Source organism: Bacillus cereus group sp. MYBK222-1 (assembly GCF_051916425.1).
Classification (GTDB): domain Bacteria; phylum Bacillota; class Bacilli; order Bacillales; family Bacillaceae_G; genus Bacillus_A; species Bacillus_A paranthracis.
Genome location: NZ_JBQAGP010000001.1, coordinates 1,091,312 through 1,106,580, shown reverse-complemented (window position 1 = coordinate 1,106,580; position 15,269 = coordinate 1,091,312). Strand labels below are relative to the sequence as shown.

Sequence of the window (15,269 nt, the reverse complement as noted above, 5' to 3'; positions counted from 1 at the left end):
CATAGAATACCTTACCCCTAATAAAAAGAAAAAAAGAATCCAATTGGATTCTTTTTTTCTTTTTATGTTACATTACATATTTATATAAAGCATGTGCAACACCATGTTCTTCATTAGATAATGTTTCATATTTACACATCGCTTTTATTTCTTCAACAGCATTTCCCATTGCAATTGAAATGTTCGCTTTTTCCATCATAGAAACATCGTTTAGCCCATCACCTATCGCAACAGTATTTTCAACTGAAATATTAAGATATTCAGCTAAAGTGTATAATCCATTCCCTTTTTGAGCATCTCGATGATTAATCTCTAAATTGTGCCAATATGAAGATGTAATTGCTAAATCTGAATTATGAAGAAATGTTTCTTTTAGTTTTTTTAATTTCTCTATATCATAAGAAAATGGCAACAATTTATGCACGTGTATTTCTGTTTCTACAATTGACTTGCAACTTTCCGTACTATGAAATGCTGTATGCTCAAGGTATAATGCTGCAATTGTTTCTAATTCTTGTATATCCACATTTGTTTTTGAATTTTTCAAATCCTCAATTTCCCTGCGTACACTTTCCACTCCATATTCTGGAACATATACGCCTTTATCTGTATAAAGTTGATAATATAAACCATTCTCTTCAAGATATTCTACTATTTTAAGTGCCTGCATATTTTGAATTGGATATCTTTTCATCATTTTTTTATCTTTATATATAAGTGCACCATTTTCTGCAATGATCGGACACTCTAAATCAGCTTCTAACAATAATCGTTCAATATCGACAATAGAACGTCCTGTACAAATCGCTACAACATGGCCCGCTTCTTGACATGCTCGAATTGCTTTTGCATTCTCTGTACTAATCATTTTATTCCCTGAAAGAAGGGTTCCATCTAAATCAATTGCTATTAATTTCATTATTTCTTCACCACTTTCTAAAATACACGAGTTCTACCTATATTCAAGGTATCGTTTTCACACTGGTCTCGTGAGGTTCTCTTTAGTTATAATTTATGAAAAGCGTTTCAGGTCAAGAAATAATTAAAAATAAAATCAGAAGCTTTTCTTTTTAAAGAAAAGCTTCTGATTTTAAACTATGAACTATAACTAATATATTTCGTCTCACACATGTACACATTCTTTTCTTCAGTTGGGACATATATTTTAAACTTTTCTAAACGTTTTCCGTAAACATGAATAGTGACAACGTTTTCATTTTCTGCTATTTCAAGAATATGACAATCAGCTGGTGGAATGACTTTATCTGTTTCTCCTTCTCCCAAATAAAGATTTCCTGTATGAGTTAAATAAACAAGTGAATTTTCAAACTGCTTCGTTTGTATAAAGTTCTGCACCATTATTCTTCCTGTAAATACGCCTTCTACTCCCCATGTGCCATCATGATCATGCAAAGGAGTCGATTGTCCATCTTTCCATACAAGAGCTAATACTTCAAAACGATTTAAAGGATCTTCATAAAGCAAGTGTCGTGCATATTGAGCCGAATTCGCCTTCTGTTTTTCTAACGGAAGCCATGTTTTCTTTTCTAAAAGTTCTTCTAATAATTTTTCAATCCCACAAACAATTTGATCTTCTAACAAATTACTATTTATTAAATCCGTTACAGCTTTAATAAATGTTTGGAACGTCTTACTTCCATTACACGTTAACATAAGCATCCTCCTCTACTCTTATTCACACACTTCCATACTAAATAACCAACTAAAATTTTACAATTGAGAAATAAAAAAACAAGGTACAGTAAATTTGTACCTTGCTGAACAGTTTATTGAGTTTTAAGCGAATAGGTAAGAATTTTGAATTAAATCATAATATGCTTTATCCTTCTCTTCGACGTTTTGAGAGTATGAGGGCTATAACGAAAAAAGTACATACACAAGTCGGTAAGCCAAATCGAAATATGTACGACATAACTGAAACAGGAGAAGAAATCTTTTCTGAAATGTTGCGCGAGTTTCCCGAAAAACTCGCGACAAACAATATAGAATTTCTTGTTCGTATCGCGCTTTTTGAAAAGCTTGATTATGAAGCTAGAAAAGAAGTTTTAACAATACGCCAAGACATACTACATAAACAACTTACTGCTATTCAATCTTTAGATGCTAGTTCACCTTTTATTACAGAAGTCATTGAATTTAGTAAATCACGTATCGAACATGAATTGCTCTGGATTACATCACTTATGAAGAAAATATGAAAAAATAAAAGAAAAGTTAAAAACAATGAATGAAAATGAGATTTATTATCAATACTATAATTAATAAAAGGGCAACCACGATTTGGCTACCCTTCAAAAATTTATACTTCCGGATCGAAAGTTTTGCAATCTGTTTCTTCTGTAGTCGATGCTTGTTTTCCTTTATGACTTACTACATAAATTGCGTCTGCGCTACATTTATTGCCGTTAGCCCAAAATCTACAGTTGTTTACTTCACATAAAACGTCTTGTGCCATAGTATCACACCTCCTCGTTCTATTATCATTAACAAAATTCGGAGGTATGATACTTTTTGTTATGCATTTTTTATTCCCTTTTTAGCTTTCTTAATGGCTCTATATCTCCTTGTACAATAGCACCTATATTTTCAGTTATTTTTTCAATATGAAAATGCCACCATTGTATTTGCAATAATTCTTCTATTATTGCATTTGAAAATCTCTCCCTTATTTTATATGCAGGGTTTCCACCAACAATTGTATATGGTGCAACGTCTCTAGTCACAACCGATTTAGCTGCTATTATTGCACCATCCCCTATTTTTATTCCAGGCATAATTGTTGTATCCATACCGATCCAAACGTCATTTCCTATAACTGTATCACCTTTGTAAGGTAAATCAGACAAATTAGGTGTATACTTCTCCCATCCATTTCCAAATATATTAAATGGATATGCCGAGAATCCATCCATCCGATGATTCGCTCCATTCATAATAAAGGTAACTCCATTTGCAATACAACAAAACTTTCCAATGATAAGGCGATCTCCAAGAAATTCATAATGATGTAATACTCGATCTTCAAATGTTTCTCCATCTTTCGCATCATAATATGAATAATCTCCGGCGAGTATATTAGCTTTCGTTATTGTATTTTTTATAAAGTGAACATTTTTATTTCCTTCGATAGGGTATTTAACATTTGGATTAGGATTCATGTTGCACAGCACTTCCTTTCCTATTCATTTCACTCTCTATTGCTATAACTGGCTTTAAATTGTATATAGGTAAAATAAATAATAATCCAATTATAAATAGTAAAGCTGTGCCTTCGTACATCGTACTTAATGAAAACATTTCTTTTAATGAACCAGCAATACTCATCGTTACTACCATTGAACCGGTGAATAGCGGACTTAAAATGCCATTTACACGACCAATAAAATCAGTATCACTATTTTGAATAATGAGCGTATTAATACCTATTTGAATACAAGGAAGAGCTAAACCGCTAAAAAGTTGTGCTGTGAGTGTTACCCATAAATTGGTGGAATAACCTATAATACCGATGCCGATTGCCTGACCAAGCATACCGATAATTAACATCTTTTGCGGCGCAACATTTTTTGCAAACACCATCGCTAAAGCACCGCCAACAATCATTCCTGCACCATTTACTGTTAGTAACCATTGTAAACTCTCTTTTGATAATCCTAACTGCTCAGTCACAATAAAAATACCTAACGGCTGAATTAAACCAATTCCTAGTCCTGCTGCCATAAAACAAAGCCCTAGCAAAGTTAATGCTTTTTTCTTTTTCACATATTTAATACCATCAAGCATTTCCTGTAATATAGTGATTTCTTTCTTCTCATTATCATTCTCAAGATCTTTCGGAAGAAATAACAACACAGCTGCTGCAAGTAAAAAAGCGATACCTGTAATAATGATTGAAATATAAATTCCAAAACTATGAAAAATAAATGTTCCAAGAATCGGTCCTAACACCATAAATATCGCAAATATTGTTTGATAAATAGACATTGCTAATTGAATTTGTTCTGCCGATAAATGCTGTTTAAACAATTTCATGCCAGATGGCTGAGAAAATTGCGAAAGGATTGCAGAAATAAGTGTGACAAAAAACACGATTTTCCACGTTCCAAACATTAGAGTAATTAATACTGCAAATACTGATAAAGAACTTAAAGTCTCACACCATATCATAGTCCTCTTCGGCTTCCACCTATCAGCAAACGTTCCACCAATAAAGGAAAAGATGAAAATTGGAGCAAACTCCGCCACTGAAATCATCGAAATAGCAAAAGCATCACCTTTTGTCATTTCCATTACATATAGTAATACCGCAAAGTTCCGAACCCATATTCCAATTTGTAAAAATAATGCTGATGCTAGAATCCCCTGTACAAACCGGTTTTTTAATACTTGTGATACCCCATTATTTTGTTTCGTTTCTACATTTGTCGACATAAAAAAGCCCCCTATTTCATGTTCTGAACAGGAGGCAGCACAAATCATATGAAAAGACTATATTTTCGCAGAGCGAAATACATCCCTTTTCTATAAATGTACAGACTAATCCTATTCAGAAGAATATTTCGTTTTTTAACGAAGATCTCTTACAAATAGAATTAGTTGATCATTGGGATGTTTTCACCCTTCCGTTTCGAATTTAAATAACACATACATACTCTATGTAAAACATTTTCAATGTATGCATGTCTTATAATAAATATTCTAGAATGTTAATGGTAATTCCTCTAAAGAACGCATTAAATAATTACCTTGCCATTTGATTTCTTCTCGATTCCCTTTTATTTGTAGTTTAGGCATCCGATTGAATAACGTAGTAATAGCAATTTTTGCTTCCAACCTAGCAAGTGGAGCGCCTAGGCAAAAATGGCTACCATGTCCAAAGGCAATATGGCGATTGTTCTCGCGAGTAATATCGTATACTTCTGGATTCTCAAATACTGTTTCATCACGGTTTGCAGAAGCTAAGGCAATGACAACCATATCTCCTTTTTCAATTATTTGGTCATGAATTTGAAAAGGTTCATCTGCCCATCTTGAAGTTGTAACCTCAACCGGGGAATAATATCGTAATCCTTCCTCAATTGCTGCATCAATTAACTTTGGATTTTCTTTTAATAACTGTAATTGATCCGGATTTTCAAGAAGTGCTAATACCGTATTTGTTATTAAATTTACCGTTGTCTCATGCCCTGCAACAATTAGTAACATTATCATTGAATATAGTTCCCGAGCGTTAAGTTTATGTCCTTCACTTTCTGCAAGTATTAAAGCACTAACCAAGTCCTCTTTCGGTTCTTTTCGTTTCATATCAACTAAATATTGAAGGTATGTAATAAACTCAGATAGTTGCTTTTCAGTTTCTTTTATTTCTTCTGGTGTTTCTGGATAAGCAATGACAGCATGCGACCAAATTCTAAATTTCGCTTGATCTTCTTTTGGAATGCCGAGCATTTCACTTATCACAATGATCGGTAAAGGAAATGAATAATCATCCACAAGGTTTAATGAACCTTTTCGCTCAACTTCGTTCAATAAATCATCTGCGATATACTGAATTCTTCCTTCCAATTGCGCGATCATCTTCGGTGTAAAAGCTTTTTGTACGAGTGATCGTAAACGATTGTGATTAGGTGGATCTGAATTTAACATGTGCGTCGTTAAATAATCACTATTGTCAACAGTAAGAAACACATTCAATGTATCTTGAGAAAACACATTGGCCGGATCTTTTTTTAAGCGATTATCTTTTAATAGTGGTAAAGCATCTTCATATCTTGTAATAAGCCACTCTGCACCTAATTCAGTTTTATTCACAAATAAGATAGGTTGCATTTTACGAGATTCTTTATAAATTTCATATGCATCTTCTTTAAACTGAGCTGAAGCTAAATTGATGCCATCCTCTATTCTTAGCCCAACTTTATTTTTCATTGACATTGTATTCCCTCACTCTCATTTGTTTAAAAAAACAACCAACATATGCATTATACGCTAATAAAAACGTGAAAATTGCAACTTTTTAATCAAAACCTTACTTCGTATATTGAAAAATAAAAAAGTGAGGGAGTAAAATCTTTCTACTCTCTCACTTTTCTTTATGCGAAGCACATGAAATTACTAATTTGTTGATAGTGATAACTTATTTTACGACGACGACCACCTTGCCACGTGTAACCTGATACTCCATTTCTTCTCACTTCGGTCGGGAAGAACCATAAATCCCTTCCGAAAGGACCAGAACGATATAAGCGTAAATAGCCCCATCTTCCTAGACAGTTACACATCCAAGATTTCATATTACCTGGTTGTGCAGGAGAAGCAAATGTAGACGGTAACGCCGGCGCTTGTGACGGAGGTGGTGACGTTGGAGCATCTTCTGCATCATCTGGTCTGTAATCTTCTTGTTCAATATCTCTCACTTCATTTGTAGGTTCATACCCGTAGTTTTGTGGATTATAATACATCGCTTGATCATATGGATAATTTTGTTGGTTATACATATTAATAAATCACCTTCTTTTCATTACCTTTACCATTCATATGTGATATGCCCTCTCTGGGAAGCTTATGTATAGCCTAAATTCAACAAAAAATAAAGCTCGTATTTTAAAAATACGAGCTTCTTCATAAACGGAATAGATGTATTATTTTCTTAATTTCACACTATAGAAACGCATTTCATCTAATGAACCTTCAAATTCAAATACTTCTTGTTTAATTAATTCCTTTAAGCGATATTCTAAAAACGTATCGCCAACTGATTGCTCTACAAGACCAAGTGCTTCACCAATTACTCTAGGAGCTTTTAGGAATTCTTGATCAGCACCTATACTTTTCGCACATTCAATAATAAATTGATCAAAATAATTTTCTTGTACAGAACGCACTTCATTGTCTGTCCAAACTCTTAAAAATCCCGTACTTTTCGAGAGACTATCCCACTCATGTTCAAACTGCAGACGATTCTCTACAGTTAAATACGGCAATTTTACAAAACTTTTTTGAATTAGAGCTAAACTTTCAGGTGGTAACTCTCCTGTTCCACGAATCACATACTCTAGTTTTAATATTTCTTTACTTGCTTCAGATGTATTCATAACGCGAATATTTTTCTTATCTTTTAATTGCGCCATTACAAAACATAGACCTACATGTTCATGTGCGTTATCGGCTTTCCAAATTGTAATAGGCGTTTCACTAGGAATAGCGTATAGTTCTTCCATAGTTTCTAAAAACCTTGGTAAATACTCTTCTTCAAAATAATTTTCATAAGCATTTAAGTTGTTTACTAACCATTCCTGTCTTGCTAGTTGCCCTTCATTCATATGTAACTTATTTATCGGCCCAATTGAAAAGAATTCAGAAAAAGCAACAACCATCTCTTCCAATCGTTCTTCTTGACCAAGCATATGCTTTAAACATCCAGCTGTTGAATCATCAAATGCAATATGTACGTGTGAGACTTCTTTTACATTTCTTTTATAAGATGTATTACTCGTTAGTTGCTTAGGAATATCCATCAAATTTTTAATAGTATCTTCACTATAGTTTTCTTTTAATAAATTTAATTGGATTAGAATACTTTGAAGTAAATGTTTTGCTTCATCTTCGTGCATATCCTCTACAGCATTTTTAATTTTATCTATCATGTAAACCCCTCTATTCATTTCAAAAATAACGTAGATTATAGTGTATCATTTAAGTGTTAATCTTTAAAAGTTTTTTAGTCAAATCATGTATTAGAAAGATTGCTAAATAACCTTTTGTAAATCCTTTTATTTAAATGTATAATTATATAGAAAATAAAAAATGTAGGAGCTATGTTTATGGAGAAAGTATTTCCTAATTATAAACATTATCTAAAAAATTGGAGATTTATATTTATTTGTATATTACCTACTATCGCCTTTTTATTTGCTTTTGATGTCATCTTTGAATTAATATTTCATCAAGATTTCTATTTATCTAACTTAATTTTTGCTATTATTTTATTTTTAATATTTATGAGCATCAAAGATATGTTTAAAATTAAAAGTTAAAGATCCGGATAAAGTGGGATAAAAAAAAGAGCACCCTGCAATCAGATGCTCTCATGTGATAGAGGTTTTTCTGAGTATTAAGTAGGACACGAAGGTCTTGTCCCACTATCTAATATATGCTTGTACTTATTTTTTGTGCATGTACGAAGTATCACTATAAATTCTCCTCATAAATCCCTTGTACAATTAACATATTTATACATAAAAAAAACATCCCCCGTGGATGTTTTTTTTATGTACCGATTTTTAAGCTTCCATAAACTTAGCCGGTACACCAATTTTTTCAACTACAGAAGATATATTAGTAGGATTAATCATTACATTTTCAATACTAACTAATTTATTTTCTAGTAGCCCATTCTCTGTAGTAATAAGTTCTTCAAACCGAGCTAAAGTCATCGAGAATTTGTGTTCACTTCCACCATTCATACTGACTTTTACGTACTTCATAGTGTCACCCGCCTTTCATAATAATCTATAATTCGGTAAAAAGGCACTTACATCCTTTTATTTACTCCTAGATTTTTCACTTTTACATTTGCCAATTCACGTTTATATTATTTTGAAGAAAACAACCACTATTTTATGTTCACGCTATAATTGCTAATAAGAATGATAAAGATAAAAATACACAAAGTGGTATATATAAAGCAGTATCCATTCTAGCAAATTGGGTATCTTTTTTTCGCTTAAAAATACCAAAATAATGAAACTCACCAATTACTCTTATGAAAAATACAATCATACACACCCAGGATCCCACTCGAACAATAATATTAGGAAATGCAAAATGAACAATATTTGTTTGTTGTAATAAAATCATCGCTGCCATACTTAATAATAACGCAATGAGCAATGTCATTCCTGCACCTGGTGTAAACGCCTTTTTTCCCATTTTTGTTGGAATAACACTATTTGTCGCCCACTTACCTCCAAAAGCCCAGTAAACATGTAAAAAGCTAACTAAAAATAATATACAGACAGAAATATATGTAATAATAAGCATTTTGTCCTCCCATTATTTTATTTAACTCCTTAACTTTAAGGTATGCTATAAAGTGAAACTTTAATCAGTGGGGGTCTTACTGCCCATTAAAGCGGGATACATTTCTCATTAGCAATCAATATGTAATTACAAAAAAGCCTTCAATGATAACTCATTAAAGGCTTACTAAAGTTTCTTATGCATTATACCTATTTCTACGACGTTCCATCCTTGTTTGTCCTTGAACAGTACCTTCTTTATATTGATGTATTTGCTCTTTCAGTTCATATGTTGCAGCTGGAGCCGGTTCTTCGTAATTATGCTCACGTATTTTTTCTGGCGTTTTTCGTTTTGATACTTTTCCACCAAACTTAAATAATTGCATCCTAAATTTCGGTAATCTTGGAAGTGGAATCTTAAAGGATAATTTTTTCTGTTTCTTTTTTTGTTTAAATAGATTTATATTTTCTTTATTATCATTTTTCTCTCTGCGGTGAATTAACATCGCAAGTAATCCACCTAATATCAGTCCACCAACTAAAAGCATGATATATTTGAAATTGCTTGTCATTAAACTAGACATACGTTCAAGTATGACTAACGACTGTACTTCTTTCATATCCCATATTAAAGCGGCCCATAATGCGAATAAACCGAAAGTAAGTCCATATGTACGAAAACGAAATAAACATGGAATTAAAGCGATACAAGCGGCAATTTTCGCATTCGCTATTATTGAACTAGTTGAAATATCTTGATGCCAAATGACTAACAATAGTGTAATAAATGGTGCATACGCTATCCAACTACATATACGTGAATATATTTTTTTCGCAAAATAACTACCGAAACTAGTAAAAAATAAAAGGCCTCCAATATATAAAGATTGTTCTAGCGGGATTTGCTTTAAAATTCCTGCAACTGGAAAGAGGCCGCTCAATAGCATTAATAGCACATCTAATTTCTTCACAATTCCTCATTCCTTTCAAATTTCTTTTGAGTTAATACATATTGCTTTTCCATATGATGTAGTTTTTTATTTCTAAAAAACATCTTAATCCTGTATGGAAATAAAGTAAATATGTAAAAGAGAAGATACATGACAAAAGATATCCTTATTTACATGAAAAAATGACAAATCCTGACCTATATAATGAACAGGATTTGTCTATTATTATTTAAATTAGAATAATTGAATCTTTCTTTTCTATTTTTATAATATCTACATCCAATTCATCATCAAACTCTTTAAACTCTCTTGCATCTATATCCGTCATATCACGAATGATTTTATAAGCATTTCGCATAAGTGTGATTTCATTAACTAAAGCTATTTTCAAAGACGACATATCAGCGATAATTTATGTCTATTCCGAATAGGTGTTAGCAAGTTCGTTTGCAAACTTGTTAGCACTTTTTTATATTTCTTCTATTACATACACCTTCGCAAGAACATCATATTTAGCAGCTAACTCTTCCAATTTCTTTTCTCTATATTTCGTCACTGTAAAAAAATGAATCACTGGCATTTTCCCGTTATGCTTCTGTTTATAAATTTGGGTAAACTCTTCATATTTTTTTATCTTCTCTTCATTCACTTTCATTTTCTGCGAGCGATCTACCTCAACTGCATGAAGTATATTTTCTTCATCCCGAAACTTCACATCCGGAACTATTTTCTTTTTCTCTTTATTCTTTATATAACGTATATCCGTTTCAATCTGCCAGTTATCTGGACAAAATAAATGTAACCACGCTTTATTCCGTAATAACGCATGCGCAAGCTTCCCTCTCGAAACAACCTTACCATCATCACCAAACATCGCGTGCCCTTCGTTATTGAGATAATACACATATTCTTTCCCTTGCATGGTTTTACTCACGTATGGTTTTAAATCCCCCAAAATACGGTTTGCATTACGTATACCACCCATATTATGCACACTCATTAAATGTCTTCTCGTTGCAAACTGAAGCTTCCTAATCGTCGCAAGTATCGCCATCTGACGGTTGATTTTCATATGGCTCTGGATGTTCATGTTTTTCCACCTCATATTCTTTTAGATGTTTCCACATAACTATGTCATCGATATACGGCACTTGCAGTACGGTGAAGCTTTCCTTCATATATATAGCTCTTCCTGGAATAGATGGTAGTTGTTCTAATCCGGACTGATCGATTACAACCTCTGATGCGGTACGAGTCGGTAAACGGAAGCCGAGTTTCGCGTTCGCCATCTGTTTTACTACCCTTGGCAATGTATCTCCTGTAGGATATTGCGTACAGAAGACAATACGAAACCCAAGTGCCCCTCCAACACGCGCAATATGACTAATCATGTATTGGCACTCTTCCAGCATTTTATTATGAGCTCTCGGTAGCCCTTTTGCAGGTGCAAGTACTGCTCCTTCATCCACTACAATGAAATACCGGTCCTTTTCTTTCGTGTGAACAATATTCTTGATACCACGTTCTTTCATGTACTTCCCACGTTCATGCATTTTTTCCATCACTTTCAGCAGCATGCCGTGTGCTTGCTCTGAAGTTTCTACGATTTGTTCGACTTGTTTCAGTTTTTTATATTCACTAAATTCAAGTCCTTCTTCTTTTAAATCAATCAAATAAAAATGAGCATGATCAGGATTTGCTAATGATAAGGAAGCGAACATATTTTTAAGGAAGACTGTTTTCCCCATACGAATTAATCCCCCTACAGCCATATGCAGTGTTTCATCGAAATCATGATAAACAATTGTTTCTAAACTCTGGCCAACTGGAATACGCCATTTCCCTTTCGTTACTAAATCCATTGACCATGACCAGTTCTTCGGTATTTCTCTACGGAACACACGGATGTTCAATTTATAATTATCGTACTGGATACGTACTGGTTTATTTAGCCCTTCTGAAACTACATCCTCAACCTTCTGTATGATTTTACTCGGCATACCAAGCGGTAAAGTATATACATAAGTCGTACTACGATCATCATCAATTTGTTTTTGGAACTTTGGATATTGCAATTTGTCTTCATTATTTCTTTTAATCGCAATTCCAGCCACCTCAAAAAACACCTGTATTTTTCTCTTATCATCATTTTTACTTTTGAACTTTTCACCGAATAATGCCACTGTCAAACCTGCAGCTGGAACGAGTAATAATTCAATCAATTACCACCGTTTGATCTCCCAAGCTCTATGATTACAAGTGAATTTCATTACGACAGTAGTAGCTGGATAAACAGTTCACCGTTGCTACTAAAATCTGTATCTAAAGAAGCTCAAAATCTAATTACTAAAATAAACAAGAATTATAATGAAGATTTCAAATACGAAAGCGTATATATCAGCGGCGGCCAGATGGGCGATGGTGAAAGGGTAGAATTACTTTCCTCTAATCCTAATTTAGGAAAGATTTATGATTATGGACAAGGGCAACTCTATTTAGTAGGTGAGAATGAAAATGATTTCATGATTACATTTATAATTGATAAAGCTACTGTAGAGTTAGCAAAAAATTGGATTACTTTAATAAATCCAGATTTAAATCTAGATAAAGAAATTAACGATATTGTTGCATTGCCTTTCAAAAATTCAGGGGAGCGAGATTATCACGCATATTTAGATAAGGGTAACTACAAAATGGAGTTAGGCACAATGCCTGCATCAAATGGTTATGAAAGAATAGACATAAGTGTTAAAAGAAAATAATTGATAGAAATAAAAAAGAGCCGCCCAACAGGACGGCTCTTTTTTATTTCACATACACATACGCTTTATTTACAATTAAGCAGATTTTAGTTCACATAAATATTATTATACTAATCTAAAATTTCCGTATTTACATTTTTTTCTTTTTATCTCATAATTTTAATTGGGAAAGGGAGGAAAAAAATGGTTCAAATCAAAGTAACACCTGAAATGCTAGAAGAAGTGGCTAATCGTGCAAATAATACCAGAATCGCATTAGAATCTATACATAATAATTTATGTAACGAAATAGATCAATTGTGTTTTCAGTGGATTGGTGCCTCTAATCAACAGTTCATTCAAATGTTCAATGATGCGAGACCAAAAGCTTTTACATCTATCAATTCACTTGTAAAAGTAGAAGAAGACTTGAAACGGATTGCTGAAAAATTCCGCAATGCAGATAATCAAGATGTTACAATGGAAGAAGGTGCAATGTGTGGTAAACCTTCCTCTGAAGAAAAAGGTTTTGATGGCGGTAAACTAGCTCGAGATATAGCCGGTGAAATAAGTGGTGAGTATGATATTAAAAGAGCGTGGGATGGTGTTGATCCATCTACTGGTGAAAAACTATCAACCTGGGATAGAATCTTTGCGGGTGGGATGGCAGTAGCTGGTCTTACACCAGTCGGGAAACTTGCTAAAGTGGGAAAAGGCGTTAAGATGACGCATGCTGCAATAGAAAGTAAAAACCTTTTACGAGGAGAAGATTACTTAAAAGCAGCAACAAGACCAAATGGTATCGGTAAACCACATATTGGTGAGAACGGAAACCTAATCCCAGCAAATAAAGAAGGGATGTATAAAGGCCGACAAGTAACTGTAACTGAACATATCTTAGGTGGATATCGCAGAGGAGCAAAACATAATAGTCCTTATACTAGTTTCTCGATAAAACCTGAGGTTGCAAGTAATTATGGTAAAAATATTATTGATATTGATTTACCTGCTCTAAGAAAGGGGATTAGGGACGGTGAAGTAAAAGATGTTGCTATTTTAAGCCCTAAGCAAATAGAGCGTTTAATAAAGCAAGATTCCGCCACTACAGATCACTGGAAAAATCTCGCTTTAAATTGGACTAAAAGAGATACTGAATACCTTATTAGAGGAGAAATTCCTAGTAAATATTTTAACATTAAGAAATGAGAGGGATATTCGCTATGAAACTATACTTTAAAGATATACATTTAGGAGACATTTCAAATGTAAATGGTGATGGTTTTTGGATGTATGGAAATATTAATTTCACTAATAACATTTCTGATTTCAAAGAGTTTCTTAACAAAATGGTAGATGAAAATAATCCGCCTTTAGATGATGTAAATCCAATCCTATTGGATGAAAATAATTGGTTTGTATCTAAAAATAATCAATTAGAGGGAATTGGAATACCTGCCGTCTACTTTGATTCAAATGAAATAGAATGGCGTTGGAGATAAATAAAAAGGTTCTCAGTTAAGAGAACCTTTTTCACTTCACATATACATAGGTTTCATTTGCTATTACATAGTAAATCTCACTTAACTTCATACCACCCAAGAGTATGAAAGGATTGATCATTAATGAATATTCTAGAAAAATTAAACGATTCCTTCACTTTAGAAGCTCAGGAATCACCAGCGAGTAAAGAGGCCATTCAAGAATTACAAAAGTTCTCATCAATAGATGTACCATTAGATTATTTAGAAGTAATCCAAAATTGTACAAACGCAGAGATTAATGTACAAAATGAACTTTACATACGTATTTGGGGCCCTACTGATTGCATAGAGATGAATAAAGCACATGATATTCAAAAATATATACCAAATTCACTGGCAATCGGTGATGATGAAGGCGGAAAAGCATTATTATATGGAGATGGAAAAGAAGGATTCGGATTATATACAGTGGATTTTGGAGATTTAGATATTGAAGAAGCAATTAAAATAGCTCCTTCATTAAAAGCATTGTTAATAGATGGTGTCGGAGTAGAGGAATTGTTGTCATAGTTAATAAAATAACAGCCGAATCATTTATATCGAGTCGGCTGTTATTTTTGATTAAGCTATCCTTTTGTTTTACTTCAAATACTCATACCACCAATCTCTACGATCAAGGTACTCCTTCATCGCATTTAATTGAGCATCTGAAGTTGGATCAGAAATAAAATATGCTAATCCATCAGGTTGTAAAATGAACTTAGCTGTCATTTTTAACGATGTCAATGCTCCCATAACATCTTCAATATACTCTCTTGAAAATGCTCCTGATTGGATGATATTTAGTTTAGTTGTTTGAACTTGCTCTTGCACTGCTCCAGTAAACCAAGAAAGCAGCTTTCCTCCTATCAATTGATTTAAATCACAATTACCGATACCAGGTACATTTCCTGTTTCCATGTACGCCAAAAATCGCAAGGATATGCTGGCTTATTACCAACATATTACCAACTTTCTTAGCACCTCAACAGTATAACTCATCGATAAAGGCTTATA

The 15,269-nt window shown here is 33.2% G+C and carries 20 protein-coding genes and 1 pseudogene; 6 read left to right on the top strand and 15 right to left on the bottom strand.

From position 1 onward, the window contains the following. Window positions 1-67: 67 nt before the first annotated feature. The gene (locus ACTFR9_RS05625) at window positions 68-919 is read right to left on the bottom strand and encodes a Cof-type HAD-IIB family hydrolase (RefSeq protein WP_000766401.1); all 852 of its coding nucleotides are present in this window, start codon (window positions 917-919) and stop codon (window positions 68-70) included. Window positions 920-1,095: 176 nt separating this feature from the next. After that, window positions 1,096-1,674 carry a cysteine dioxygenase family protein gene (locus tag ACTFR9_RS05620; protein WP_000954452.1) on the bottom strand — a complete coding sequence of 193 codons (579 nt, stop codon included), beginning with the start codon at window positions 1,672-1,674 and terminating at the stop codon, window positions 1,096-1,098. A 92-nt stretch (window positions 1,675-1,766) separates the two neighbouring features. Here ACTFR9_RS05620 and ACTFR9_RS05615 point away from each other — a divergent pair, with 92 nt between their 5' ends. Next, entirely contained in the window at window positions 1,767-2,219 is a 453-nt protein-coding gene (locus ACTFR9_RS05615; protein ID WP_050541417.1) for a PadR family transcriptional regulator, read from the top strand. Window positions 2,220-2,320: 101 nt separating this feature from the next. On the opposite strand, the gene ACTFR9_RS05610 is transcribed toward ACTFR9_RS05615, so the two are convergent. The 6 genes from ACTFR9_RS05610 to ACTFR9_RS05585 form a co-directional block, all read right to left on the bottom strand. Next, the gene (locus ACTFR9_RS05610) at window positions 2,321-2,476 is read right to left on the bottom strand and encodes a DUF1540 domain-containing protein (protein WP_440048958.1); all 156 of its coding nucleotides are present in this window, start codon (window positions 2,474-2,476) and stop codon (window positions 2,321-2,323) included. A gap of 70 nt (window positions 2,477-2,546) precedes the next feature. Beyond that, the gene (locus ACTFR9_RS05605; protein WP_001069220.1) at window positions 2,547-3,179 is read right to left on the bottom strand and encodes a Vat family streptogramin A O-acetyltransferase; all 633 of its coding nucleotides are present in this window, start codon (window positions 3,177-3,179) and stop codon (window positions 2,547-2,549) included. Continuing rightward, window positions 3,169-4,452, bottom strand: a complete 1,284-nt coding sequence (locus ACTFR9_RS05600) for an MFS transporter (RefSeq protein ID WP_000106380.1) — start codon at window positions 4,450-4,452, stop codon at window positions 3,169-3,171. The genes ACTFR9_RS05605 and ACTFR9_RS05600 overlap by 11 nt, the downstream gene beginning before the upstream one ends. Before the next feature lie 267 nt (window positions 4,453-4,719). After that, complete coding sequence (cypA, locus tag ACTFR9_RS05595; RefSeq protein WP_229136323.1) at window positions 4,720-5,955, bottom strand: cytochrome P450; 1,236 nt, start codon at window positions 5,953-5,955, stop codon at window positions 4,720-4,722. A gap of 158 nt (window positions 5,956-6,113) precedes the next feature. Further along, window positions 6,114-6,518, bottom strand: a complete 405-nt coding sequence (locus ACTFR9_RS05590; RefSeq protein ID WP_000282685.1) for a hypothetical protein — start codon at window positions 6,516-6,518, stop codon at window positions 6,114-6,116. Between the two features lie 144 nt (window positions 6,519-6,662). Next, entirely contained in the window at window positions 6,663-7,667 is a 1,005-nt protein-coding gene (locus ACTFR9_RS05585) for a DUF1835 domain-containing protein (RefSeq protein ID WP_229136324.1), read from the bottom strand. 177 nt (window positions 7,668-7,844) lie between these two features. On the opposite strand from ACTFR9_RS05585, the gene ACTFR9_RS05580 reads away from it, so the two are divergent. Further along, window positions 7,845-8,057: a hypothetical protein gene (locus tag ACTFR9_RS05580; protein ID WP_000416564.1), complete on the top strand. Its 213-nt coding sequence runs from the start codon at window positions 7,845-7,847 to the stop codon at window positions 8,055-8,057. 246 nt (window positions 8,058-8,303) lie between these two features. Here the strand turns inward: ACTFR9_RS05580 and ACTFR9_RS05575 are convergent, their stop codons facing one another. The 6 genes from ACTFR9_RS05575 to ACTFR9_RS05550 form a co-directional block, all read right to left on the bottom strand. Next, window positions 8,304-8,507 (bottom strand): hypothetical protein, encoded by a 204-nt coding sequence (locus ACTFR9_RS05575; protein ID WP_000878365.1) that lies wholly within the window; start codon window positions 8,505-8,507, stop codon window positions 8,304-8,306. Window positions 8,508-8,646: 139 nt separating this feature from the next. Continuing rightward, entirely contained in the window at window positions 8,647-9,063 is a 417-nt protein-coding gene (locus ACTFR9_RS05570) for a DUF3995 domain-containing protein (RefSeq protein WP_000905588.1), read from the bottom strand. Window positions 9,064-9,238: 175 nt separating this feature from the next. Further along, a complete protein-coding gene (locus tag ACTFR9_RS05565) occupies window positions 9,239-10,012 on the bottom strand; it encodes a DUF3959 family protein (protein WP_000732208.1) in 774 nt (257 codons plus the stop codon). A 208-nt stretch (window positions 10,013-10,220) separates the two neighbouring features. Next, complete coding sequence (locus tag ACTFR9_RS05560) at window positions 10,221-10,349, bottom strand: hypothetical protein (RefSeq protein WP_255256521.1); 129 nt, start codon at window positions 10,347-10,349, stop codon at window positions 10,221-10,223. 111 nt (window positions 10,350-10,460) lie between these two features. Further along, window positions 10,461-10,991 (bottom strand): replication-relaxation family protein, encoded by a 531-nt coding sequence (locus ACTFR9_RS05555; RefSeq protein WP_229136429.1) that lies wholly within the window; start codon window positions 10,989-10,991, stop codon window positions 10,461-10,463. Window positions 10,992-11,022: 31 nt separating this feature from the next. Beyond that, a complete protein-coding gene (locus tag ACTFR9_RS05550; protein WP_229136325.1) occupies window positions 11,023-12,213 on the bottom strand; it encodes an FtsK/SpoIIIE domain-containing protein in 1,191 nt (396 codons plus the stop codon). A gap of 189 nt (window positions 12,214-12,402) precedes the next feature. On the opposite strand from ACTFR9_RS05550, the gene ACTFR9_RS05545 reads away from it, so the two are divergent. The 4 genes from ACTFR9_RS05545 to ACTFR9_RS05530 all read left to right on the top strand — a co-directional run bounded on the left by ACTFR9_RS05545 (window position 12,403) and on the right by ACTFR9_RS05530 (window position 14,783). Next, entirely contained in the window at window positions 12,403-12,753 is a 351-nt protein-coding gene (locus ACTFR9_RS05545) for a hypothetical protein (protein ID WP_001997558.1), read from the top strand. A gap of 183 nt (window positions 12,754-12,936) precedes the next feature. Continuing rightward, window positions 12,937-13,938, top strand: a complete 1,002-nt coding sequence (locus tag ACTFR9_RS05540; RefSeq protein WP_000249924.1) for a WXG100 family type VII secretion target — start codon at window positions 12,937-12,939, stop codon at window positions 13,936-13,938. Window positions 13,939-13,952: 14 nt separating this feature from the next. Further along, window positions 13,953-14,231: a hypothetical protein gene (locus ACTFR9_RS05535; protein WP_001997557.1), complete on the top strand. Its 279-nt coding sequence runs from the start codon at window positions 13,953-13,955 to the stop codon at window positions 14,229-14,231. Window positions 14,232-14,354: 123 nt separating this feature from the next. After that, window positions 14,355-14,783 (top strand): SMI1/KNR4 family protein, encoded by a 429-nt coding sequence (locus ACTFR9_RS05530; protein ID WP_001022908.1) that lies wholly within the window; start codon window positions 14,355-14,357, stop codon window positions 14,781-14,783. A 69-nt stretch (window positions 14,784-14,852) separates the two neighbouring features. Here ACTFR9_RS05530 and ACTFR9_RS05525 read toward each other — a convergent pair. After that, window positions 14,853-15,217, bottom strand: a pseudogene (locus ACTFR9_RS05525) (N-acetylmuramoyl-L-alanine amidase C-terminal domain-containing protein); the annotation flags it as partial. Window positions 15,218-15,269: the final 52 nt, after the last annotated feature.